Here is a 23,726-nt window from a genome sequence, read left to right as displayed (position 1 = left end):
GCCGTCGCCGGTTGTGTCGCCGTCGCCGGTTGTTGTGCCGCCGTCAGAGTCACCAGCATCATCGACGGGAGAACTGCCGGTTTCACAAGCGACTAGAATGAGAAGCGCACCCAGTGTCAGGATGGGGAAGTTCTTTGCGGTCACACCTGGGAGGTGCCATGGGCCGGAGATTTGATCACGCTCGCGCGAGAAACCGTTGGCGAAGCACCAGTACTCGGCGGCACCCACGAGCCGACCGAGCGAAGGCGTGATCCTCAGCGAGCTGGACCTCGCCAATTCCCTCCACAACCCGAGCACGGGTGGGATCACCTCGACTCTCGGACCGTGGGACGAGGGACCATGGGGCGAGCCGGTCCCGGCCGTCGTGGCTCGCGCTCAGGCGAGGGTGATGTCGAACACCGCCGACACGCCCTCGCCGTCGCGCTCGAGGCACACGGTCCGGGCAGGCTCGGCCCACGGGTCGTCGTCGAGCTGGGGGTCGTCCGCAAAGTAGATCTGCGAGGTCAAGACCGGGGCGCCGTCGCGCCAGACTTTGAAGTGGATGTGTGACGGACGCAGGGTGTCGCCGTTGAGGTAGCGCCCCGGGACGAGGGTGGTGAACGCGTAGATGCCCTCGACGCCGGTCCGGACCCAGCCGCGGTAGTTCATGGTCGGGCTGTTGTCGTAGGCGCCCGAGGGATCGGCGTGCCAGACCTCGACGATCGTGTCGAGCAGCGGCGTGCAGCTGGCGTCGGTGACCACGCCCGAGAGCGCGAGCGCGACGCCCTCATCACCGACGGTGTCGAGCTCGCTGCGCTCGGGTGAGGCGGGCAGGTAGTAGGGGCCCTCGATGTCCTGCGCGGTGACCGTGCAGGTGCCGTCGGGCGGCGGGGGCTCGCAGGTGCCCGCGAGGATCGCGTCGACCGAGGTCATGGGATCGCTGTCGCGCGCGCAGGCCGTGAGCGCCGTCGAGGCTGCGCCGAGGGTCAGGCCCATGAACCCGCGGCGGGTGATGACGTCCCCGGGCATCCAGGATCCAGCTTAACCCAGCCCCGAGCTCCTCGCCCAGGGTTACTCCTCGGGCTTCATCCCGCGCGTTCGCGCAGGGTTCAGTCGCGCGCAGCTGTGAGAGACTCCGCGCGTGGGAGCACCACAGACGCCACCGGCGCGCTGGCAGCTCACGGTCGCGGTGGTCGTGCTGTGCGTGATCTGGGGCAGCACCTGGTTTGTCATCAAAGACGGCCTCGAGCGTCTGCCACCGTTCTTGTCTGCGGGCGCGCGCTTCGTCGTCGCGGGCGTGATCATGGCCGGCGCGAGCGTGGTCTTGGGCGAGCGTGAGGGCGGTGAGGATCCGCCAGCGTGGCTGTGGGTCGTGGTCGGGACCAGCAACTTCGCGCTCTCGTATGGCGTGATCTACGTGGTCCAGCAGCAGCTGCCCTCGGGGCTCGTCAGCGTGCTCTGGGCCGTCTATCCGCTGATGATGGCTGTCTGCGGCCACGTCTTTTTGCCCGGAGAGCGGCTGCGCCCGATCCACTGGCTCGGCTTCTTGTTTGGCTTCTCGGGCATGTTGCTGCTGTTTCAGGGCGACCTCGCGAGCTTTGGCGGACAGGGGCGTCAGCTCGCGCTCTTGCTCCTGATCAGCCCGGCCGCGAGCGCCGTGGGGACCACGCTGCTCAAGCGCCATGGCGCGCAAATGAGCTCGCTTCGGATCAACCGCAACGCCATGCTGCTCGGTGGCGCGCAATTGTTGGGCATCTCCACGCTATGTGCGGAGCCGCTCACTCAGGGGTGGAGCCCCGCGGCGATCGCGGGAATGCTCTACCTCGCGGTCTTCGGCACTGTCGTCACCTTGGGGCTTTACTACTGGGTCTTGCGCTACGTGCCCGCTAGCCGCCTGAGTTTGATTGCTTTCGTCACCCCGACCATCGCGCTGGCGATCGGGTGGGCGGTGGCCGATGAGCCGATCTACTGGACCACGATCGTGGGCGCGGCTTCGATCATCGCGGGAATTGCGATCGCGACTCGCGCGGCGCGACCTTCGAGCGAGGGCGCGCTGCCAACTTCCATGAAATGAGACCGGCGCCGGTGTTACTGTCGCGCGTACGAAGTCCCCCCCCCACGGAGCATCCCCATGCCGAACGATCAAGAAATCCATTCTATCCGTAAGCACGTCAAGGTCCTCGTCGCGCGTGAGGCGATCAAAGAGCTCAAGACCCAGTACGCGCGCCGCTCCGACGCCGTGTTCAACACCCCCAGCCACGAGAGCGCCGTCGCGCTCGCGGACCTCTTCACCGACGACGGGGTGCTCAATTTGGGTCCGTTCGGCAGCTTCTCGGGTCGCGCGGAGCTGATCAACGCGTTCGAGAACGTCCTGCCCCAGGGCACCAAGTGGAGCACCCACTACATCGTCAACCCAACCATCCGCGTCAACGGGCAGACCGCCGAGGCGAGCTGGTACTACCTGATCCAGTCGCTGCCGGCCGGTGAGGACGCGAGCCTGATCCAGTTCTTCGGGGGCTACGATGACCAGTACGTCAAGACCAACGACGGCTGGAAGATCAAGCAGACAGACACCAGCTTCTTCACCCCGCCTAGCTGATCCACGAGGCGACGCGTCAGGCGTTCCGCTCGATGGGATTGGCTCTCACTGGCTACCGCGACGTCCGGCTTCTACGCGCGAGCACCAACGCCCGAGTCTACGAAGCTGTCCGTCAATCCGATGACCGCAGTGTCATCGCCAAGGTCTTCGACCTCGATCACGAGGACATCGAGGCTCACGTCGAGCACGAGTTCGCGCTCATCGAGCGCCTCGAGGTCGAGGGGGTCGTGCGCGCCCTCGGCCTCGTGCGGCTCGGCGAGCAGCTGGTGTTGCTGCTCGAGCGCGCTCCGGGGGTCAACCTCGCGACCTACACGGGCGGTCGGGCCCTCGACCTCGAGCGCTTCGCCAACATCGCCGTGCAGCTCGCCGACATCCTCGGCCGTGTGCACGCGCGGCGCATCATCCATCGCGACATCAAGCCGGCGAACATCCTGGTCGACCCCGCGAGCGGCGTCGTCCACCTCGCTGACTTCGGGATCTCGGTCTTGCTCGAGCGCGAGCGCGAGCGCGTCTACGACCCCGACGTCATCGAGGGCACGCTGCCTTACATCTCGCCCGAGCAGAGCGGACGGACCAAGCGCCCAGTCGACTTTCGCAGCGACCTCTACTCGCTCGGCGTGACCTTCTACGAGCTGCTCACGGGTCGGCGGCCCTTCGTCCACAGCGAGCCGCTCGAGCTCATTCACGCTCACCTCGCGCGGACCCCCGAGCCGCCCCAGCGCCACCGCCCGGAGCTGCCGCCGGGCTTTTCGCGGGTGGTCATGAAGCTCCTGGCCAAGGCGCCCGAGCACCGCTACCAGAGCGCCGAGGGCCTGGCCGCCGACCTGCGCGAGCTCCGAGATCGACTCGCGCGGGGCGACGACGGGGCCAGCGTCGTGCTCGGACTCGACGACTTCTCCCGCGAGCTCGCGCTCCCCCATCAGCTCTACGGCCGCGAACGCGAGCGCGCGTTGCTCGTCGACACGCTCGGCCGGGTCGCCCGAGGTGACGACGCCCGAATGGTCCTGCTGTCGGGGCCGGCGGGGATCGGAAAGTCGGCCCTGCTCGCCGACTTCGAGGGGGAGCTCGCCAGGGTCGGCAGCTACGTGGCCCACGGACGGTTCGAGTCGACGCGCGCGCGCCCGTACTCGGGGCTCGTCGACGCCTTCGCGGGGCTCGTCGAGCAGCTCCTGACCGAGAGCGAGACCCGACTCGAGCGCTGGCGGGCGCGGCTCGAGCTTGCGCTCGGTGGTATCGCCCGGGTGATGGTCGAGCTGACCCCGGCCCTCGGCGCCGTGCTCGGCCCCCAGCCCGAGCTCCCGCCCCTCGATCCCAGGGCCGCGCGCAACCGCCTCCGGCTCGCGGTGACTCGCTTCTTGTCGGCGTTCTGCGAGCGGGAGCGGCCGCTGATCCTCGTCCTCGAAGATCTGCAGTGGGCCGACGAGAGCAGCGTCGAGCTCATCGAGGCGATCCTCCAAGGCGGGGAGGGGGGCGCACACGGGACCGTGCTCGTGGTCGCGAGCGCGCGCGAGATCGACGACGAGGACCATCCGGTGGCGCGACTGTGCGCTCGCCTCGACGGCGCCCGGATCACCGTCGAGCGGCTCGGCCCGCTCCCGCAGGCCGCCGTCGTCGCGCTGCTCGCCGACGCCCTCGGGCGGCCCCCCTCAGCGTTGGCCGCGCTTGTCCGCCTCGTCGAGCGCAAGACCGGCAACAACCCGCGCTTCATTCGTCTGCTCCTCACCCACCTCGCAGCCCGCGAGCTGCTCACGCCGAGCGAGCGCGGCTGGCAGTGGGAGCTCGCGGCGCTCGAGCGTGAGCGGATCCCCGACGACGTCCTCGGCGTCATGGAGCTCAAGCTCGCGGCCCTGCCACCGACGCTCGCGCGGATCATTCAGAGCGCCGCGTGCATCGGCGATCGCTTCGAGCTCACGACCCTCGAGCTCGTGTGTGAGGAGCCGCTGCCGACGCTCGTCGCCGCGCTCTATCAACTCGTCGAGCTCGGGCTCCTCGATCGGCTCGGGAACGAGCACCGCTTCGCGCACCACGACGTGCGCGCCCGCGCCCGCGCTCAGGCCGGGGCCGAGCGAGCGCGGACGCTGCGCTGGCAGATCGGTCGCCAGCTGTTGCGCGCGGGCACGGCCGAGACGCCCGCCAAGCGCTTCGAGCTCGTCGAGCACCTCGACGCTGGCCTCGATGAAGATCGGGCCCGCGAGCTCGACGACGACAGCCGCGTCGAGCTCGCGCAGCTCTACGCCGACGCCGGCCGTGAGGCGCTCGGCAGCGCCGCCCACGACCCGGCCCTGCGCTACCTCCGTCGCGGGATCGAGCTCGTCGACGGCCTCCGCGAGCAGGTCGAGAAGGTCGGGCAGACGGCGGCGAGCTACACCCTGCTCGTCGAGCTCCACCACAGCTTCGCGCAGGTCCTCGCCTTGAGCGGGCGGCCCGAGGCTGAGCACGCGTTCCGCCAGCTCCTCGCGTGGCCCCTGTCCGACAGCGATCGCGGCCACGTCGCGGCCAGCTTGATCCGCCATCTCCACCTCACGGGGCGCAGCGCCGACGCGGTCGCCCACGGCCTCGAGCTGATGGCGCGGTGGGGCTGCGCGGTCGCGACGGCGCCATCGAGCGCCCGCGCGCAGCTGAGCCTGTTTCGAGCCCGGCAGCGCTTGCGCAGGATCGAGCCCGCCGAGCTCCAGGCCCTGCCGATCTGCACCGACGAGCGAGCGGCCGCGCTCATGGACGTGCTCGACTCGACCAAGAACGCGACCTACATCCTCGACCCTCAGCTCTACCTGCTCCTGATCGCGACCCACGTGCGCTGGGTCTTGCGCCACGGCCTCCACGAGAGCGCGCCCCTCGCCCTCGCGCAGCTCGGGCTGTCGGTCGGCGGCTTTCACAAGACCGACGAGGCCATCCGCTTGTCCGAGCTCGCGCGGGCCCTGTCGGCGCGCTTCACTGAAGGGCCCGCGCAGGTCCGGGCTGCCTGCGCCTCGCACCTGTTCGTGTCCCACCTCGGTCAGCCCTTCGCCGAGCCGATCGAGCGCATGGCCGAGCTCTACCCGCGCGCGCTCGAGGCCGGTGACCTGCTGTGGGCCGGCTACGCCGGGGCCCTGAGCTTGTCGATGCACCTGGAGGTCGGCACCCACCTCACGGTCCTGCGCAAGCTCTGCACCAAGCGTGAGCGTGAATTCGACGCGCGGACCTCGAAGGAGTCCCTCGTCATCATGGCCTCAGTCACGGGCTTCGCAGCCGTGGTCGGTGGAGTGGAGGACAGCGGCGAGGTCGCCAGCTCCCACGCGTGGGCGGCGATGGACCCCGAGCTGATCGAGCGCCACGGCGGCAGCCGCTACTCGATCTACGTGGCCGCGGCCAACCTCGCGCTCGTCCGGGTCCTGCTCGGTGACCCCCGCGAGGCGCTGCGCCTGTGCCTGGGCCTGCTCGGCGACATGGAGAAGGTGCTGTTCGCGTCCTGGGTGATCCCGCGCGTGGCCCTGACCTTGCTGGTCGCCGCCGCCCGGGTCGAGGCGCACGGCGACGAGCGGCCGCCACGTCTGGCCGCCGCCAAGCGACGCGCGCGTCGGATCATCGCCCGTTGGGCCCGAGGGTCACACGACAACTACGGGCACTACCTCGAGCTCGCCGCGGGGCTCCGGGCGCTCGAGCGGCGTCAGCCGAGGGCCGCGGCCAGCGTCCACTTCGAGCGGGCGCGCAGCCAGGCGGCCGAGGGCGGCTGTCGCTGGGTCGAGGGCCTGGCCGCCGAGGCCCTCGCCGATCTCGCCGAGCGCGAGGGCCTGCCAGGTTTCGCCGAGGGCGCCCGTCACCAGGCCATGAACGCCTACGAAGCCTGGGGCGCCAAGGCCAAGCTCGAGCAGATGTGCGCCCGCGAGGCCCCAGCCCACGCGCCGACGAGCTCGGGGGCCCAAAGGTCGACCGCAGGAGCCTCGCTGAGTCGGACCACGATGACGCGCCAGACCATGTCCGCGACGAGCACCCGGGGCGGCTCCGGCAAGACCCTCGACTTCGACGGTGTCCTGCGCAGCGTCGCCGCGATCGCGTCGGAGCTGCGCCTCGACGAGGTCATCGCCAACGTGCTCGAGGCCAGCTTGACCAACGCGGGCGCCGATCATGGCGCGCTGGTCCTCGAGCGCGACGGGGTCCTTGGCATCGTCGCCCAGGCCACCATCGAAGACGGGCCGACCGTCCTCGACACGCCGCTGGCCTTGCGCGAGGCCGCCGGGCGCGCGCCGACCTCGGTCATCCACTACGTCTTGCGGACGGAGAAGGCCCTGGTCGTCGACGACGCGGGGGCCGACGGCCGGTTCAGCGACGATCCATACGTCGTCGGCGAAGGCGTGCTGTCGCTGCTGGGCATGCCGATCCGGCTGGGGGAGCTGACCCTCGGCGTGCTCGTGCTCGAGAACCGGCTCAGCCGCGAGTGCTTCTCCTCCGAGCGCTTCGAGGCCCTGCAGCTGATCGCGGGTCAGGCCGCGCGTGCCCTCGACCGCGCCCGGATCCACGGGGCCCTGCGTGAGAGTGAGGCCCGCTGGCGCTCGCTCGTCGACGGCGCGCCCGATCTGATCGCGCTGGTCGACGCCAACGGCGAGGTCGAATTCGTCAACCGCAACGCTCAGCTCGAGGGCCCCGACCACGCCCGCGTGCTGCGGCGCTTCGACCGGGCCAGCGGCCAGACTGGCTGGCGCGACGCCCTCGAAGACGTGCTCCGGACCGGCTCGCTGCGCGAGCTCGAGCTCGAGCTCCCCGGTGAAGACCCGAGCGCGCGTCCGAGCTGGTACGTCGCCCGGCTCGCGCCGATCGCCGACGAGACTGAGGCCCCGCGCAAGGCCATCGTCATTGCGACCGACATCAGCGCCCGCAAGCGCGCCGAGGCCGATGCCCGGCGGCTCGAGGCCCAGCTCCGTCAGCAGCAGCGGCTCGAGTCGCTCGGAACGCTCGCCAGCGGCGTCGCCCACGAGATCAACAACCCGATCCAGGGCATCATGAACTACGCCGAGCTGATCGGGACCAACTCCAACGACCTCGAGCTCATCGCGGACTTCTCGGCCGAGATCCACGTCGAGTGCGAGCGGGTCGCGACGATCGTCCGGAATTTGCTCGCGTTCTCACGCCAGGAGCCCGAGCAGCAGCAGCCGATCGAGGACGTTGACATGGCCAAGCTGATCGAGGCCACGCTCTCGCTCCTGCGCGCGGTCATGCGCAAGGACCAGATCGACGTCCGCGTCGACATCGCGGCCGGGCTGCCCCGCGTCCGCTGCCGGCCCCAGTCGATCCAACAGATCATCATGAACTTGGTGACCAACGCGCGCGACGCGATCAACGGCGCGGCGATCCGGGCCGACGAGCGCCGCGTGATCGAGATCCGCGCCGAGCTGCTCGCGACCGATGACGGGCGCCGGAGGCTGCGGGTCACGGTCGAAGACTGGGGCCCAGGCATCCCGGCCCCCGTGCTCTCGCGCATCTTCGACCCCTTCTTCACGACCAAGGGCCGCGATCAGGGGACCGGGCTCGGCCTCGCGGTTTCACACGGTATCGCGCAGGAGCACGACGGGGAGCTCTCGGTCGACAGCCGACCCGGCCAGGGGACGCGCTTCTTCCTCGACCTGCCGTTGCCCGGAGACGCCGCCGCATCGACGCGCCGCTGGACTGGGTCGGCGGCGTCGGAGCTGGATGCCTAGCACCCCGGGGTGCTAGCAGCCGGGCTGCTAGCAAGAACCTTGTATGACCCCCGCGGTCGTCAGCGACTCGGGGTCAAAATCACTGCGACGCTCGTTCGGGCCCGAGGTGGGCCCACGGCTCCGGGTTGCGCGAGCGAAACACCGCGCTAGGCGGCAGCTTTCGCAGCCGCTTGCCGAGCCCCGCGATCAGCACGACCAGGCCGATCAGCAGCAAGGGCGAGGTCGCTAACAATCCCATCTCCGGCTCACCCTCGCTCGCGAGGTAGCCGGCCCCAGCCAGACCGACGACCAGGAACAACGCGCCGCTGCCGATCCAGGGCTTGGCCTTGGCGTAGAAGCTCTTGACCGCGAGTTCGTCTCGCTTCCCGCACGCGGGGCAGGGCGAGAGCGCGATCAGCTCATCGCCGGCCTGCTCCATGTTGCCGTGGGCGGTGCCCATCGCGAGGTCGCGGGTGTCATCATAATCCTGAAGGATCCCAACCTGGGCGCTCGCGCCGACCTTCATGTGGATGGCGCCTTGATCCTCGTGGCCGCAGTACTCACAGGTGAAGGGCGAGTAGACCCAGCCGCGGCGAATCGTATGCACGATGGTAGGCATGACTGCGTGATGATACCGGATTTGGCAGCCCGTGGAGCGCCGCCTCGCGCCGCTTCGCTTGGTCTCTTCGCCGAAGCTCCGCGGGCTCCTTGTCGCCAAGCCTCGCAGTGGCCCCCCGCAGCGGGGTCTTGGCGTCGCGCCCTCAACGAAGAGTCCGGCGCGAGGCGGGCGTTGTGATCCCCGGGGTCAACGATGACTTCGCAGGAGCGGCCCCGGGCTGCTAGCGAGCTGCGGGCCGCGACCCTGACCGGTGGACGCTCGGCCACGCGAGGGCCGAGGTGGCCCGGATCCCGGCCACCCTCACCCCGGCCCGAATCCCGGCCACGTTCGAGCCCCCATTTGGGGTCTCAAAGCGTTGCCGCGCTCACCTTTGAATGGCATTGGAGCAACATGCCCGGCCCCATCCATCAAGGCCTGTTGTTTCTCCTCAAACGAAACCCCGAACTCGTATTTCAGCTCGCCCATGACTTCGACACCCGAATTCCTCCACAACACCGTAAGTTCGAATTTGCATCCAATGAGATTCCCAGCCCCGCAAAAGACGGAAACATCCTCCATGCCGACTGGCTCGTCGCCGCGGTGTGCGAGAAACAGCCCGCCGTCCGCCGCGTCGCGGGTCTCGCCGTCGAGGTTCAAACCACGGACGACGTGCTCAAACTCTACAGCTGGCTCAGCTACGCCGCTGGCGTCCGCAACGTGTTCAGGTGCCGTGGCTGGACGATCGTCTTCGCGCCCGACGCCGACGTCCGTCGGCGCGCCCAGAACATGTTCGCAGCCGAAACCCGCGCATCACCGTGGTTCGTGGAGCCCCACATGCTCCCGCCAATTCACAGCGTGAAGCAGGCGGCCAAAAACATCGACCGGGCGGTGCTCACTGCTGTCTTTCATGCGCGATCCGAAGTCGGGGTGGCCTGTGTTCGGGCCACCCTCGAAGCCATGAAGAAGGTGGCGCACGAGTACCGAAGGGTCTACGGTGACCTCATGCGCGCGATGATGACCGAGGAGCAACTCGAACAGATCCCCGAGCGCCTGTTCGAGATCGACGACGACGCTCCGCTCGGCCCGATGGAGCTGACCGGGGCCTACTACGTCCGCGGGCACCGCGAAGGCCGCGAAGAGGGCCGCGAAGAGGGCCGCGAAGAGGGCATCGAGCAGGGCCGGACTGCGGAGGCACGCGCGCTGATCTTGCGTGTGCTCGACCGCCGGGGCGTGAAGCTCGAAGAGGACCAACGGCGCCGAATCGAGGCCAGCAGCGACTTGTCAGTCCTCGAAGTGTGGCTCGACCGCGCGCTGACGGCGACGGGCGCGGCCCAGCTGTTCGAGTGACCCACGGCCAGGCCCGTCTCGTGTTGGCCCGACCGATGTCGGCGCCGAGCTCGATGGTCAAACGTAGGGCTCTCCGGGCGCCGCCACCTGGGTTGGCCCGACCACACCCAATTGGTACGCTGGCGGCGCCATGGACCTCGACGACGAGACCCGCACCAAGCTCGAGGCGGCCGCGTTCCGTCGCCTCGTCGCGCACCTGCAAGCGCGCACGGACGTGCAGAACATCGACATCATGAACCTCGCAGGCTTTTGCCGAAACTGCCTGTCGAAGTGGTACCGCGCCGCGGCCGAGGAGGCCGGCATCGAGCTCGAGCTCGACGAGGTCCGCGAGGAGGTCTACGGCATGCCCTACGCCGAGTGGAAGGCCAAGTATCAGGTCGGCCCCAAGCGCGCCCACGGCGAGCCCCCCGCGGGCGAGGGCCGCTGACGCGATGCCGACCTGGGCCGAGACCCTCACGGTCGCAACCTCGGGGCGCGAGACCTACGACATCACCAGTCGGGTTCAGCGCGCGGTCGCCAAGTCGGGCATTCGCGTCGGTCTGTGCAACGTGTTCATCCACCACACCTCGGCCTCGCTGATCGTGTGTGAGAACGCCGACCCCGAGGTCCGGCGCGACCTCGAGCGCTTCATCGCCAGGCTCGTGCCCGACGGCGACCCCCTGTTTGCGCACATCGACGAGGGCGAAGACGACATGCCCGCGCACGTGCGCAGCGTCCTGACTCAGACCGCGATCACCATGCCCGTCGCCCGTGGCAAGCTCCCGCTCGGGACCTGGCAGGGCATCTACCTGTGGGAACATCGCCTCGCCGCCCACGGCCGCCGGGTGACGATCACCGTCCAGGGCGAGACCCGCGACCCCGACTCATGACCACGCCAGCACGCAGCCCTGGACCGGGCAAGTCACCGCTGGCGAGCAAGCGCCTGCGCCGGACGATGGGCAAGACCATCGCGGACTACGAGCTGCTCGCGCCCGGCGACCACCTCATGGTCGCGGTCTCCGGCGGCAAGGACAGCTACACGCTGCTCGACTTGCTCGCCCAGCTCCGGGCCCGGGCGCCGATCGATTTTCGCCTGACCGCGGTTCACCTCGACCAGGTCCAGCCCGGCTACGACGGATCCCAGCTGCGCCGCTGGCTCGAGGACTTCGGCGCCCCCTTCGAGATCCTGCGCGAGGACACCTACTCGACCGTGGTCAGCGTGACGACGCCGGGCAAGGCCTACTGCGCGGCCTGCTCGCGCCTGCGCCGGGGCGTGCTCTACACCAACGCCGCCCGCCTCGGCTGCAACAAGATCGCCCTCGGCCACCACCGCGACGACGCCCTCGAGACCCTGCTGCTCAACCTGTTCTACACGGGCAAGCTCCAGGCGATGCCGGCCAAGTACACGACTGACGACGGTCGCTTCGAGGTCATCCGCCCGCTCATCGAGTGCGCCGAGTCCGACATCGTCGAGCACGCGGCCTGGGCCAACTACCCGATCTTGCCCTGCAACCTGTGCGGATCCCAAGATGGCCTCCGGCGCCAAAAGATGCGCGCGCTCATCACCGAGCTCGAGTCCGACAACCCCCACGTTCGCAACGTCATGCTCAACGCCATGCGCAACGTACACCCGAGCCACCTGCTCGATCGTGAGCTTGCCGACCAGGCTCCGGGGAGCCCGCGCCCGAGCGAGCTCATCCGCCTGCGGATCGACTAGCGCGGCCCAGTCCGCCCAGAGGCCCAGCGCGCAAACCCCTGCGCACCGGCTTCCCGCTGCGCACTGGACCGCGCCGCACAACCGGGGTACGAGAGCCGCTCTCGACGGGCTCTGTCGCACTTTCACCCAAGAGCGTGAGCACGGCAGAATCCGGGGCGCACGCACGCCGCCGAGGTCCCCCCATGACCGCGAGCTACTTCGACGTCGACGGAACACTCGTCAGCAGCAACTTGCTGCACACGGCCGTCTGGTACATGGCCAACGACATCAACCCGCTGCGCTCTGCCAGGCAGATCGGTCGGTTGCTGGTCCGCGCGCCCAAGCTGCTGGTCGCGGAGCTCCGCGATCGCCGGACCTTCAACGAGCTGCTGTTCGAGGCCTTCCGCGGCACGAGCGAGGACCGCCTCCAGGTCCTCGCCGACGAGGCCTACGAGTGGTGCATGAAGCAGAACATCTACTCGGGCGCCCGCGACATCGTCTCGCGGGCCAAGGACCTCGGCCATGAGGTCGTGCTGGTCTCGGGCGCCCTCGACTTCTTGCTCGAGCGCCTCGCCGCCGACCTCGGCGCCGACCACTACGTCGGCAACCGGCTCGAGATCCACGACGGCTTCGCGACCGGCAAGCTCCTGCGCCCGGTCGTGGCCGGGCCCAACAAGTCCCGGCTGATCGCCAACCACGCCCGCGACCACGGCCACGAGCTCGCCGAGTGCTTCGGCTACTCCGACTCCTACTCCGACGTGCCGATGCTCTCGGTCGTCGGTCGGCCCGCGGTGATCAACCCCGATCCCAAGCTGCTGCGCCTCGCTCGCGCCTACCAGTGGCCCATCATCGAGCTGACATGACCAGTCCCAACATCGTCTACCTCGACAAGCACAGCGCCCCGCGCGTGCAATTCAGCGGTGACAACCTGATCGAGGTCGACCTCCCCGTCGGCACCCGCTGCATCTACCCCAAGCCGCCGCTCGAGCCGATCAAGGATCTCGACGCGGCGATCCGCTACGCGCTGACTCACCCCTACGGCTGCGAGCCGCTCTACGCCAAGCTCCGCCCGGGCATGAAGGTGGTCATCGCGCTCGACGACATCTCGCTGCCGCTGCCGCCGATGCGCACGCCCGACGTCCGCGAGCGCGTGCTGACGATCGTGCTCGAGATGCTCGCCGACCACGGCGTCGAGGACATCGAGATGATCATCGCGCTCGCCTACCACCGCCGGCTCAGCGACGCTGAGGTCGAGCGCATGGTCGGCAAGCGGATCTTCGATCGCTTCTGGCCCGACAAGCTCTACCACCACGACGCCGAGGACAGCGCGGCGATGACCGAGCTCGGGACCACGCCCGAGGGCGACGTCGTCGAGCTCAACGCGGCCGCGGTCGAGGCCGACCTGGTCATCTACTGCAACCTCAACCTCGTGCCGATGGACGGCGGGCACAAGTCCGTGGGCGTGGGCCTGTGCGGCGGCAAGACCCTGGCCGCGCACCACAACCCCTACGTCACGCGCGAGACCGGCAGCTACATGGAGCCGGAGAAGTCCCACATGCAGGGGATCTTCGACCGCATCGGGCGCCTGGTCAACGAGAAGGTCGAGATCTTCCACATCGAGACCACGCTCAACAACCGGATGTTCGACCGCAACCTCGACTTCCTCGGCAAGAACCCCGACGAGTACACGACCCGCGAGAAGCTGGCCCTGCGCGCGGTGTTGTTCGCGCTCGACAAGGTCCCGGCCGGGCTCCGCGAGGAGATCTTCACCCGCTACCCCGCGCCCTACGGGGTCACCGGGGTGTTCGCGGGCGCGACCGAGCCAACCCACAAGCGCACGATCGCCAAGTGCTACGAGCAGTACTGCGTCGAGGTTGACGGCCAGGCCGACATCCAGGTCACGGGCATCCCCTACATCTCGCCCTACAACATCCACGCCTTCTTGAACCCGCTCTTGGTTCAGGTCCTGGCTCAGGGCTACTTCCACAACCTCCACCGCAACAAGCCGCTGCTCAAGCAGGGCGGCACGCTGATCATCACCCACCCGTGCAGCGATCGCTTCGATCACGATCAGCACGCCAGCTACGTCGAGTTCTTCCACAAGCTCCTGCCCCAGACCCGCGACGCGGTCCAGCTCCACAAGCGCTTCGAGCGCGAGTTCTCGCGCAACCCGGCCTACATCCGGATGTATCGGACCGGCATCGCCTACCACCCCAACCACCCGTTCTTCATGTGGTACTGGGGCGAGCGCGGGCGCCAGTGGCAGGGGCGCTGCATCGTCGTTGGCGCCGATAACGAGTACGTGCCCGAGATCCTCGGCTACGAGACGGCGCCCAACATGACCGAGGCGATCCGGATGGCCAAGGAGTCCGCGCCCCGGAATCCGCAGATCACCAGCATCAACTTCGCGCCGATCATGATGACGGACGTGCGCTAGGGCGATCATGAGCGAGCCGCAAGCGACAACTCTCCCAGACCCTGGCGCGACGCTGGATCCCTTGGACGTCGGCGCGACGCTCCAGGGCAAGAACCTCATCGTCATCGGCACGACCGGGTTCCTCGGCAAGGTCTGGCTGGCGATGCTGCTCCATCGCTACCCCGAGGTCGGGACGATCTACACGGTCGTCCGCTCGCGCAAGACCATCACCTCCGAGGAGCGCTGGTGGGCGGAGATCGTGCCCTCGCCGGTCTTCGACTCCCTCCGCGAGCAGCACCCGGACTTCGAGGCCTGGATCAAGTCCAAGGTCGTGGCGATCGACGGCGACGTGACCCGCGACCTGCTCGGCGTCGACCCCGAGCTGGTCCGCGAGCTCGGCGCGGCCAAGGGCAGCGCCAAGGAGATCGCGGCGATCGTCAACGTCGCGGGCGTCGTCGACTTCAACCCGCCCCTCGACGAGGCCCTCAACGTCAACGCCTACGGCGCGCGCCACCTGATCGCGCTGTCGCGGGCCCTCGGCGACGCGCCGATCATGCACACCAGCACCTGCTTCGTGGTCGGCTGCCGTGACGGCGTGACCATGGAGCGCAACACCCTCGAGTTCCCGTTCCCGCGCGCCGACGAGCTCGACGTCTCGCACTGGTCGGCCGAGCGCGAGATCGACGAGTGCAGCGACCTCGTCGCGTCGACCCGGCGCCGGGCCGAGGACGCGCCGCGCCAGTCCCACCTCCTCGACGAGGCCAAGCGCAACCTCCGGGACCGCCACGAGCCCCTGCGCGGGGCGGCCCTCGACGACGAGCTCGAGCGGGTCAAGCGTCGCTTCGTCCGCGAGCGCCTGATCGCGGCCGGGGCCGAGCGCGCGACCTTCTGGGGCTGGCCCAACATCTACACCTACACCAAGAGCATCGGTGAGCAGGTGCTGCTGTCCTCGGGCCTGCCGCTGACGATCGTCCGCCCCTCGATCGTCGAGTCGGCGGTCGAGTTCCCCAAGGTCGGCTGGTGCGAGGGCATCTCGACCTCGACGCCGATCATGTACCTGACCTACCAGGGTCAGCAGCACATCCCCGCCGGCGAGAAGTGCTACTACGACGCGATCCCCGTCGACATGTGCTCGGCCGCGATGATCGCCGCGCTCGCGGCCTTGATCGCCGAGCGCCACGAGGTCTGCTACCAGCTGTGCACCTCTGACGCGAACCCGCTCAAGACTCGCCGCGCGGGCGAGCTGATCGGCCTGGCCAAGCGCCGTTACTACACCCAGCGGACCAAGGGCAACGCGCTCGTCAACATGGTCCAGGCCCACGCCGAGCCGGCCATCGTCCCGCTCGAGCACTACGAGCGCTGGTCGTCGCCGCAGGTGCGCAAGCGCAGCGAGCAGGTCGCAGGCTTCCTCGAGCGCTTCCGCGACACCCCGAGCGAGCGCTTCACCGAGCCCGTGCGCAAGCAGGTCGCGAGCCTGGCCAAGAACACCGCCAACATCGAGATGGTGTTCGACGCGTTCACGCCCTTCATCACGGCCAACGAGTATCGCTTCTCGGCCAAGAACACCCGCGGCCTGATGAAGAGCCTGACCGAGGCCGACCAGGCCAAGCTGCGGTGGAACCCCGAGGACATCGACTGGCGCCACTACTGGCTCGAGATCCACCACAAGGGCGTCGAGGAATTCTCGATCCCGCTGCTCGAGGACAAGCTCCGCAAGGAGACCAAGGCCCTGCGCCGCCACGACAACCTCGTGGCCATGCTCGAGGATCTGAGCGATCGTCACGAGCACGCCCTCGCGTTTCAGCGCATGGCCGGCGATCCGCCCCAGCTCTCGCGCATCACCTACCGCGACCTCGAGCGCCGCTCGGCGGCCGTGGCCCAGCGGCTGTGGGCCGCGGGCGTGCGCAAGGGTGATCGGGTCGCGCTCGGCGGCCGCAACCACCCGGCCTGGAGCATCGTGTACTTCGGGATCCTGCGCTGCGGTGCGGCGGCGGTCCCGGTCGACAAGGACTTCGAAGCCGGCCCGCTCAGCGTCGTGCTGCGCAAGTCCAAGGCCAAGATCGCGGTGTTCGATGAGCACGTCGTCGAGCTCGACGCCGACGGGGGCGAGCTGTGTCCGCGCTGGGATCTGCAAGCGACCGCCGCGCCCACGCACCCCGACGACGAGCCCGAGCCCGTCGCGCCGAGCGTCGAGATCGGCGACGACGACCTAGCGAGCGTGCTCTACACCTCGGGTACGACCGGCGATCCCAAGGGCGTGATGCTCACGCACGAGAATTTCACGGCCCTGATCGCCGCGCTCGCGCCCCTGTTCCCGCTCGGCCACCAGGACCGGGTGCTCTCGGTCCTGCCCCTGCACCACACCTTTGAGTTTACCTGCGGCATGCTCCTGCCCCTGTCGCGGGGCGCCCGGGTCATCTACCTCGACGAGATCAACGGCGACCGCATGATCGAGGGCCTCGAGCTCGGCCAGGTCACGGCGATCATCGGCGTGCCCGCGCTGTGGGAGCTGATCGAGCGCCGGGTCCTCAACGAGGTCCGCGATCGCGGCCGCCTGAGCGAGAAGCTGTTCGACTTCGCCCTCGACCTCAACCGCAACGTCGGCAAGACCCTCGGGGTCGATCTCGGCCGCGTGCTGTTTGGCCCGGTCCATCAGCAGCTCGGCGGCAATCTGAAGTACCTCGTGTCCGGAGCCGCGGCCCTGCCCCGCGACGTCCACCGGACCTTCCAGGGCCTCGGCCTCCACCTCGCCGAGGGCTACGGCCTGACCGAGGCCGCGCCGGTCTTGACCCTGTCCAAGGCCTCGCCGCGGAGCAAGGGCGGGACCGTGGGCAAGGCGATCCCCGGCGTCGAGATCAAGATCGACAAGCCCAACGACGAGGGCGTCGGCGAGATCCTCGCGCGCGGCCCCAACGTCATGGTCGGCTACGAGGGCGACGACGAGGAGACCAAGAAGACCCTGACCGAGGGCTGGCTGCGGACCGGTGACCTCGGCAAGCTCGACCGCAAGGACCGGCTCAAGATCGTCGGTCGGTCCAAAGAGGTGATCCTCTCGGCCTCGGGCGAGAACGTGTACCCCGACGACGTCGAGGTCATGCTCGGGCTGCCGAAATTCATCAAGGAGCTGTCGATCGTCGGGATCCCCGATCGCGAGAAAGAGGGCGCCGAGCGCGTCGCCGTGCTCGCGGTCCCCGACTACGCCAACCGCTCGCTCGACGAAGACAGCGAAGACACGGCCAGGGTCGACCGCGGCCAGCGCCGCCGCGAGGCCGAGTTCGAGCTGCGCAAGGACATCGGCGAGCTGCCCCGGCACATGCGCCCGACGGTCATCCACTTCACCGACGTCGACCTCCCGCGCACGGCCACGCGCAAGGTCAAGCGCAAGGAGGTCCGCACGATCCTCGAGACCCTGCGCGAGGCGTCCGAGGCCGTCGCCGCGGCCAAGGCCTCGGCCTCGGCCAACGACGGGGTCGGCTTCGTCCGCAGCGCGATCGCGTCGATCGCGAGGCGGCCCGTCGACGAGCTCCTGCCCAGCCACGACCTCCAAAATGACCTCGCGTTCGACTCGCTGATGGTCGTCGAGCTGACCTCGATCCTCGAGGCCGCCGCGCCCAAGCTCAGCAACGTCAACCTCTCGGATCTGCGCACGATCGCCGAGCTCGAAGACGCCGTGCGGACCGCCAACGGCGCCAAGCCCGAGCCGTCCGCGACCCGCCAGATCGAGAAGGACGACGAAGACCTCTACGTCCCCGACTTCATCCGTGATCCGGCCAAGGCCGCGCTGACCGTCGGTCAGCTGTCGTTCTACGACCGCTTCATGAAGGTCAAGATCAGCGGCAAGGCCAACATCCCGCACAACCGCCACACCCTGATCGTCGCCAACCACGCCTCGCACCTCGACATGGGCCTGGCCAAGTACGCGCTCGGCGGCTACGGCTCGAAGATCGTCGCGCTCGCGGCCGAGGACTACTTCTTCAAGAACAAGTGGATGCGGGCCTACTTCGAGAACTTCACCAACATGGGCGCGCTCGATCGGCGCTCGGGCCTGCGCAAGGCGATCGAGCAGGCGGGTGAGCACATCAGCCGCGGGCGCACGGTGTTGATCTTCCCCGAGGGCACCCGCAGCACCGACGGCGTCATGAAGGAGTTCATGCCGCTGATCGGCCACCTGGTCCTCAACTACAACGTCGACGTGCTGCCGCTGTGGCTCGGCGGCACCCACAAGGCCCTGCCCAAGGGCGCCTCCGTCCCGCGCAAGCGCAGCGTCGAGGTTCGGATCGGGCCGCCGCTCACGATCGAGCAGCTCGAGACCCGCGTGGCCGGGATGAAGCGCTCCGACGCCTACCGCGAGGTCGCCCACCTGGCCCACCGGGCCGTCGCCGCCCTGCGCGACGGCTGGCAGCTCGACCTCGAGCGCGAGGCCCTCGACGCCGCGGCCGCGGCCGAGGCCGGCAGCGGGGACGCCAAGCCCAAGCAAGCGCCCAGCCAGGCCAAGGGCAAGTCGGCGATGACGCAGCTCTTCGAGGGCCTCGAGGGCCGCTTCGTCCCCGGCGCGGTCGACAAGCCGACGAGCTTTTACTTCTCGCTCGGCGGCGTCGCCGACGGCAAGTGGACCCTGGCCCTGAGCCCCGAGGCCGCGAGCTTCCGGCCCGGGCGGCCCGAGGGCGGCAGCGCCGACTGTGTGCTCAAGACCTCGGTCGAGATCTTCGAGAAGATCGTGCGCCACAGCTACACGCCCTCGGTCGCCGAGTTCATGGCCGGCAAGGTCAAGAGCAACGACATCGCCCTGCTCCAGGTCTTTCAAAAGGCGTTCGATCTATGACCGAATCATCGGGGAGCAAGTCACCCGAGACTGAGTTCCAGCGCGTGTTGGTGACCGGCGCGACCGGCTTCCTCGGCGCCCACGTCGTCGCTTCGCTGCGCGAGCAAGGTCGCGAGGTCGTCGCCCTGGTCCGTGACCCGGGCACCGCGGCCGCCAAGCGCGTCGCGGCGCTCGGGGCCGAGCTCGCAACCGGCGACATCCTCGACGAGGCCAGCGTCGAGGCGGCCGCGCGCACGGGCGGCGGCTGCACGGCCGTGTTGCACTGCGCGGGCAAGGTCTCGCGCGACGGCGCCGAGGCGGTCTTGATGACCAAGGTCAACGTCGACGGCGTCGCCAAGGTGCTCGAGGCCTGCGAGCGGGCGGGCATCCGCAGGGCCGTGGTCGCGAGCACCAGCGGCACGATCGGCGTGAGCACCGACCCCGACGCCGTCGCCGACGAGACGACCCCGGCGCCGCTCGAGCTGATCAACAAGTGGCCCTACTACCGGACCAAGTACTACGGCGAGCAGGTCGCCCTCGACCACGACAAGCCCGGCTTCGAGGTCGTGATCGTCAACCCGGCGCTGCTGCTCGGGCCCGGCGACTACCAGGGCAGCTCGACCGAGGACGTCCGCCGCGCGCTCGAGCAGCGCACGCCGCTGGTGCCGGCCGGGGGCTACACCTTCGTCGACGCCCGAGACGCCGCCCACGGCATGACCCTGGCCCTCGACAAGGGCCGGGCCGGTCAGCGCTACTTGCTGGTCTCGTGCAACTGCCCGATCCGGACCTTCTACTCGCGCATCGCTCGGGTCGCGGGTCTCGACGGCACGGTCTTCTCGCTGCCCGATCACGCCGTGGTCGAGCGCGCGACTCGGTGGCTGGTCCGCCGCGCCCACGAGGTCCTCGGCGAGGACGACGCGCTGCCCGACGAGGTCAGCATCGAGATGGCCCAGCACTATTGGTATGTCGAGTCGACCCTCGCCGAGCACGAGCTCGGCTGGCGAGCGCGCGACCCCATGATCACCCTGGCCGACACGGTCGCGGACCTGCGCGCGCGCGGGGTCGTGATGATGCGAGCCCCGGACTGAAGCGATGACCGCCGCCGCCGCCTCGCCTTCGCCGCCCGAGTCTGGGCCCAAACCTGGGCCCATCGAGGCCCTCGGCAAGACCACGGCGATCATCAACCCGATGGCCAGCAGCGGCGCGGCCAAGAAGCGCTGGGAGCAGGTCCGCGAGGTCCTCGAGATCCAGTTCCCCGGCCTCGACGCCCGCTACACCGAGGAGCCCGGCCACGCCAGCGAGCTGTGCCGCGAGGCGCTCGAGGGCGGGGCCGACACGATCCTCTCGGTCGGCGGCGACGGGACGACCAACGAGGTCTTGGCGGGCTTCGTCGATCAAAACGGCAACAACCGCTTCCCCCGCGCGACCCTCGCGATCCTGGCCGCGGGCACCGGGGGCGACTTTCAGCGGATGTTCGGGCGGGGCCGGATCCAGCGCCAGGTCGAGCGCCTCGTCGCCGCCCAGCCCCGGCTCATCGACTACGGCCTCGCGCGCTACACCGACGTGGACGGCCGGCTCCGGACCCGCCCCTTTCTCAACGTCGCAAGCGTCGGGGTCAGCGGCGAGGTCGTGCGCCGCGTCAACCAATCCAACGCCCAGCTCGGCGCGACCTTCAAGTACCTGGTCGGCACGCTCAAGGGTGTACGCATCTGGCGCAACGTCCAGGTCATGATCCAGCACGACGACGAGATCGACACCGTGCCGGTCGACGGCGAGCCGCCGGGCCGCCGCGTGGATCTGACCCTCGGGATCGTCGGCAACGGGCAGTACTTCGGCGCCGGAATGTGGGTCTGCCCCGACGCCAAGATCGACGACGGCCAATTCGACTGCATCGAGGTCACCGGCATGTCGCGGACCAAGCTCACGGCGACGCTGGCCAAGGTCTTTCGCGGCAAGCACCTGCGGACCAAGGGCATCGCCCACCATCACGCGACGCGGGTCGCGTTCACGCCGATCTCGGACGACGCTGACGTGCCGATCGAGATCGACGGCGAACAGGTCGGCCGTCTGCCCGCGCGCTTCGAGCTCAAGGCCGGGGCGCTGAGGGTCCGGATCGGCTGAGCACCATCACCTGAGACTCTCCCATCGATCGGAGCACTCGCCATGTCCGACGCCATCTCCCATAAACGCGACGACCGGATCCGCTGGGGCGTCTGGAAGGTCCTGTGGACGATCGCCGCGGCCACGATCGCGCCGACGATCCGCGTCAACATCATCCGCACTGTCAAGTTCCCACGCCGCGGCCCGGTGCTGCTGGTCAGCAACCACCCGTGCCCCTGGGACGTGATGATGGTGCCGTGGTCGAACAACCGTCAGACCCACATCCTCGGCACCGACCAGCTGCTGCGCGTGCCCTACTTCGGCTGGATGATGCCCTACTTCAGCATGATCCCGTTCAAGAAGGGCATGAAAGATCCGGGCGCGCTGGCCGAGGTCGAGCGCCGCATTCGGCGGGGCGATCCGGTCCTGGTCTTTCCCGAGGGCGACCGGACCTGGACCGGGCGGACCAACCCCGTCAAGCCCGGCATCGGGCGCATGGCCAAGCGCCTCGGCGTGCCCGTTGGCTTCGTGCGCGTCACGACCGGGCACATGCAGTGGCCGCGCTGGGCCAAGTACCCGCGCTCGATGCCGATCAACATCGAGTACGTCGCCCTCGTCAATTACCCCGACAACGTCACCGCCGAGCAGATCACCGCCGACGTCCAGCGCTACATCTCGGTCGATCCCTACGAGGTCGAGGTCCCGCCGCGTTCGTTTGGCACCCGGCTCGCGCATGGTCTGCCCGAGTTCATGTGGGCGTGCCCGCACTGCTTTCATCAAGACGGCCTCGCGCTCGTGCCCGAGGACGACGACAGCGTCCACTGCCACGCCTGCGCGGCTCGCTGGCGCGTCGACCTGGGCTGCTGGCTGCGCGGCGAGGGCGGGCCCGCGCAGGACATGCACATCGACGCTGCCTACCGCCGGATCACCGAGCACTTCGGCGAGCTCCCGGTCCTCGATAGCGAGCGCTACGCGGCCGACGGCGTCGCGCTCGAGGGCGAGGCCGAGCTTCACCGCATCCATCCGGGCCAGGTCGAGCCCGAGCCGCTCGGCCTCGGCCACCTCGAGCTCCTCGGCGACCGCCTCCTGTTCACCGACCACCGCGGTCACGACCCCCTCGTGCTCCCCTTCGAGCCGATCAAGGCCGTGCTCATGCAGGTCGGCAACAAGCTTCAGATCCGGAGCCCCGACGACAACTTCCAGATCTCGCCGACGATCCACTCGGTCAACATGTGGAAGTACTTCCTCGATCGGCACCTGCGCGCCTACCGAGAAGCTCAGCGCAGCCGAAACTGAACCACGAGATCGCCCCAGGGGCTCTCGACGCAGCCGACCCACCAGCCGTCGGCGCCCGGGCTCGCCGGGAGCTCGACGTCGGCGCTGACGACCCCGACCAGCGCCGCGTCCCCGGTTCCGGTCGGCTCGTAGAGCGGCGTCGCCCGGGGCACGGTGATCGCGTCGCGCCCGACCCCCGCGCAGCTCGACACGGGCGCGGCCGCGTCCTGGACCACGGCGTAGCGGGTCGTGCTCTCGATGATGTCGCGCGAGCTGACCCAGCCGCTCACGTGGACCCCGCGGCAGCGCAAGGTGATCGGCTGGCGCCCGCGCTTGGCCGGACCGTCGAGGCTGACCCGCTGGGCCGCGCTCATCCGCTCGCCGTGGCTCGGGGTCTCGGGATCGAGGCGCAGGACTGGCGTTCGCGCGTCCTGCTCGGCGAAGATCTCGGCCCCCGGCGCGAGTCGTCGCGCGATATTGCCCGCGCCCGCGTCGCCTGGGAGGTCGCCGGGGACGTCGCTCGGTGGACCGGCCGGGCCCGGCTCGTACAGGGGGCCGAAGTCCTCGGTGTCGAGGGCCAGCTCGAGGCCAAAGCCGCACGCCGGGTCCGACCAGCTCACGCGCAGATCGTCGCCCTCGCGGCCGAGCGGCGTCAGCCCGACCCCCGCGGACACCGTTAGCCACGGCGTCGGGCGAAGCTCGCGGGTCAGGCCGGTCACGAGATCACCGGCCGAGAGCACCGCGACGATCTGGACCGCCGACCAGCGCTCGCGCAGCTTTGGATCGCCGACCAGGGCGTCGAGGGGCAAGAGCACCCGGGGACCCTCGGGATCGATGACGACCGCGTCCAGCGGGCGCTCGAGCGCGCCTCCGCGGAGGTCTGCGCTCGGGCGATCGGGGAGCTCGGGCCCCTTGGCCAGCCACCGCGCCGGACCCAGGCGCCAGATCCTGGCTCGCGCGACGTGGAAATCGCCGGGGTCTTCGGCCAGCAAGCTGGCGAGGAGCGCCTCGTCATCTGCGCTGAGCACAGGTGCAGGGGAGGGTCGCAGGCTGGTCGCAGGTGCCGCAGAGGGCTCGGGGTCGCGACAAGCGAGCAGCGAGAGCGCGGCTCCCAACCAGGCGAACCAGCTCAGATGCGCGCGCTCCGGCATGGTGAGCTCGCTCTAGCATGGTGACCGGCAACTGCCTCGAATGTCGCGCATCTCGACGCGTGAACAACGTCCGCGCGAGGCTGGGGCCGCGCTGCAGGCCCCGAGGGTGCCCAAGCTGTGCCCGCGCCCACGTC

16 protein-coding genes and 1 pseudogene are annotated in these 23,726 nt (G+C 69.4%); 13 read left to right on the top strand and 4 right to left on the bottom strand.

Annotated features, from left to right (window positions below; genetic code table 11):
* A pseudogene (locus tag ENSA5_RS38870) lies at positions 1–228 on the bottom strand (hypothetical protein); the annotation flags it as partial.
* A gap of 147 nt (positions 229–375) precedes the next feature.
* Complete coding sequence (locus ENSA5_RS05880) at positions 376–1,008, bottom strand: dioxygenase family protein (protein WP_106390645.1); 633 nt, start codon at positions 1,006–1,008, stop codon at positions 376–378.
* A gap of 112 nt (positions 1,009–1,120) precedes the next feature.
* On the opposite strand from ENSA5_RS05880, the gene ENSA5_RS05875 reads away from it, so the two are divergent.
* Genes ENSA5_RS05875 through ENSA5_RS05865 form a run of 3 tightly spaced genes read left to right on the top strand, consistent with a single transcriptional unit; the run spans position 1,121 to position 8,250 of the window.
* On the top strand, positions 1,121–2,053 hold the full coding sequence (locus ENSA5_RS05875) for a DMT family transporter (RefSeq protein ID WP_106390644.1): 933 nt from the start codon (positions 1,121–1,123) through the stop codon (positions 2,051–2,053).
* A 57-nt stretch (positions 2,054–2,110) separates the two neighbouring features.
* On the top strand, positions 2,111–2,578 hold the full coding sequence (locus ENSA5_RS05870; protein WP_106390643.1) for a nuclear transport factor 2 family protein: 468 nt from the start codon (positions 2,111–2,113) through the stop codon (positions 2,576–2,578).
* A gap of 32 nt (positions 2,579–2,610) precedes the next feature.
* Positions 2,611–8,250: an AAA family ATPase gene (locus tag ENSA5_RS05865; protein ID WP_106390642.1), complete on the top strand. Its 5,640-nt coding sequence runs from the start codon at positions 2,611–2,613 to the stop codon at positions 8,248–8,250.
* A gap of 79 nt (positions 8,251–8,329) precedes the next feature.
* On the opposite strand, the gene ENSA5_RS05860 is transcribed toward ENSA5_RS05865, so the two are convergent.
* The gene (locus ENSA5_RS05860; RefSeq protein WP_106390641.1) at positions 8,330–8,848 is read right to left on the bottom strand and encodes a hypothetical protein; all 519 of its coding nucleotides are present in this window, start codon (positions 8,846–8,848) and stop codon (positions 8,330–8,332) included.
* A 339-nt stretch (positions 8,849–9,187) separates the two neighbouring features.
* Here ENSA5_RS05860 and ENSA5_RS05855 point away from each other — a divergent pair, with 339 nt between their 5' ends.
* The 10 genes from ENSA5_RS05855 to ENSA5_RS05810 all read left to right on the top strand — a co-directional run bounded on the left by ENSA5_RS05855 (position 9,188) and on the right by ENSA5_RS05810 (position 22,462).
* Positions 9,188–10,174, top strand: coding sequence for a hypothetical protein (locus ENSA5_RS05855; RefSeq protein WP_258182747.1), 987 nt, complete (start codon positions 9,188–9,190; stop codon positions 10,172–10,174).
* Positions 10,175–10,304: 130 nt separating this feature from the next.
* A complete protein-coding gene (locus tag ENSA5_RS05850; RefSeq protein ID WP_106390638.1) occupies positions 10,305–10,601 on the top strand; it encodes a DUF1244 domain-containing protein in 297 nt (98 codons plus the stop codon).
* 4 nt (positions 10,602–10,605) lie between these two features.
* A complete protein-coding gene (locus ENSA5_RS05845; protein ID WP_106390637.1) occupies positions 10,606–11,043 on the top strand; it encodes a secondary thiamine-phosphate synthase enzyme YjbQ in 438 nt (145 codons plus the stop codon).
* Entirely contained in the window at positions 11,040–11,870 is an 831-nt protein-coding gene (gene ttcA, locus ENSA5_RS05840) for a tRNA 2-thiocytidine(32) synthetase TtcA (RefSeq protein ID WP_106390635.1), read from the top strand. Before ENSA5_RS05845 ends, ttcA begins: the two co-directional genes overlap by 4 nt.
* Positions 11,871–12,052: 182 nt before the next feature.
* A complete protein-coding gene (locus tag ENSA5_RS05835) occupies positions 12,053–12,712 on the top strand; it encodes an HAD family hydrolase (protein ID WP_106390633.1) in 660 nt (219 codons plus the stop codon).
* Positions 12,709–14,286 carry an NPN-dependent hydroxyacid isomerase, LarAH14/15/16 family gene (gene larAH / locus ENSA5_RS05830; protein WP_106390631.1) on the top strand — a complete coding sequence of 526 codons (1,578 nt, stop codon included), beginning with the start codon at positions 12,709–12,711 and terminating at the stop codon, positions 14,284–14,286. Before ENSA5_RS05835 ends, larAH begins: the two co-directional genes overlap by 4 nt.
* 7 nt (positions 14,287–14,293) lie before the next feature.
* The gene (locus ENSA5_RS05825) at positions 14,294–19,087 is read left to right on the top strand and encodes an AMP-binding protein (protein ID WP_106390629.1); all 4,794 of its coding nucleotides are present in this window, start codon (positions 14,294–14,296) and stop codon (positions 19,085–19,087) included.
* Complete coding sequence (locus ENSA5_RS05820) at positions 19,084–20,154, top strand: NAD-dependent epimerase/dehydratase family protein (RefSeq protein ID WP_106390627.1); 1,071 nt, start codon at positions 19,084–19,086, stop codon at positions 20,152–20,154. Before ENSA5_RS05825 ends, ENSA5_RS05820 begins: the two co-directional genes overlap by 4 nt.
* A gap of 4 nt (positions 20,155–20,158) precedes the next feature.
* Positions 20,159–21,187, top strand: a complete 1,029-nt coding sequence (locus ENSA5_RS05815; protein ID WP_106390625.1) for a diacylglycerol/lipid kinase family protein — start codon at positions 20,159–20,161, stop codon at positions 21,185–21,187.
* Between the two features lie 42 nt (positions 21,188–21,229).
* The gene (locus ENSA5_RS05810) at positions 21,230–22,462 is read left to right on the top strand and encodes a lysophospholipid acyltransferase family protein (RefSeq protein WP_106390623.1); all 1,233 of its coding nucleotides are present in this window, start codon (positions 21,230–21,232) and stop codon (positions 22,460–22,462) included.
* Here ENSA5_RS05810 and ENSA5_RS05805 read toward each other — a convergent pair.
* Positions 22,444–23,469, bottom strand: coding sequence for a hypothetical protein (locus ENSA5_RS05805; RefSeq protein WP_106390621.1), 1,026 nt, complete (start codon positions 23,467–23,469; stop codon positions 22,444–22,446). The genes ENSA5_RS05810 and ENSA5_RS05805 overlap by 19 nt on opposite strands.
* Between the last annotated feature and the right edge of the window lie 257 nt (positions 23,470–23,726).

The sequence above is a fragment of the Enhygromyxa salina genome (genome assembly GCF_002994615.1).
Lineage (GTDB): Bacteria > Myxococcota_A > Polyangia > Nannocystales > Nannocystaceae > Plesiocystis > Plesiocystis salina_A.
Note: the sequence above shows the minus strand (reverse complement) of the source record. Positions and strands in the feature narration are given on the sequence as shown.

What these genes read in the sequence shown, in the direction of transcription:
- ENSA5_RS05880 (WP_106390645.1), bottom strand. Translation starts at nt 1,008, where the DNA reads ATGCCCGGGGACGTCATCACCCGCCGCGGGTTCATGGGCCTGACCCTC.
- ENSA5_RS05870 (WP_106390643.1), top strand. Translation starts at nt 2,111, where the DNA reads ATGCCGAACGATCAAGAAATCCATTCTATCCGTAAGCACGTCAAGGTC.
- ENSA5_RS05865 (WP_106390642.1), top strand. Translation starts at nt 2,611, where the DNA reads ATGGGATTGGCTCTCACTGGCTACCGCGACGTCCGGCTTCTACGCGCG.
- ENSA5_RS05860 (WP_106390641.1), bottom strand. Translation starts at nt 8,848, where the DNA reads ATGCCTACCATCGTGCATACGATTCGCCGCGGCTGGGTCTACTCGCCC.
- ENSA5_RS05850 (WP_106390638.1), top strand. Translation starts at nt 10,305, where the DNA reads ATGGACCTCGACGACGAGACCCGCACCAAGCTCGAGGCGGCCGCGTTC.
- ENSA5_RS05845 (WP_106390637.1), top strand. Translation starts at nt 10,606, where the DNA reads ATGCCGACCTGGGCCGAGACCCTCACGGTCGCAACCTCGGGGCGCGAG.
- ttcA (WP_106390635.1), top strand. Translation starts at nt 11,040, where the DNA reads ATGACCACGCCAGCACGCAGCCCTGGACCGGGCAAGTCACCGCTGGCG.
- ENSA5_RS05835 (WP_106390633.1), top strand. Translation starts at nt 12,053, where the DNA reads ATGACCGCGAGCTACTTCGACGTCGACGGAACACTCGTCAGCAGCAAC.
- larAH (WP_106390631.1), top strand. Translation starts at nt 12,709, where the DNA reads ATGACCAGTCCCAACATCGTCTACCTCGACAAGCACAGCGCCCCGCGC.
- ENSA5_RS05825 (WP_106390629.1), top strand. Translation starts at nt 14,294, where the DNA reads ATGAGCGAGCCGCAAGCGACAACTCTCCCAGACCCTGGCGCGACGCTG.
- ENSA5_RS05820 (WP_106390627.1), top strand. Translation starts at nt 19,084, where the DNA reads ATGACCGAATCATCGGGGAGCAAGTCACCCGAGACTGAGTTCCAGCGC.
- ENSA5_RS05815 (WP_106390625.1), top strand. Translation starts at nt 20,159, where the DNA reads ATGACCGCCGCCGCCGCCTCGCCTTCGCCGCCCGAGTCTGGGCCCAAA.
- ENSA5_RS05810 (WP_106390623.1), top strand. Translation starts at nt 21,230, where the DNA reads ATGTCCGACGCCATCTCCCATAAACGCGACGACCGGATCCGCTGGGGC.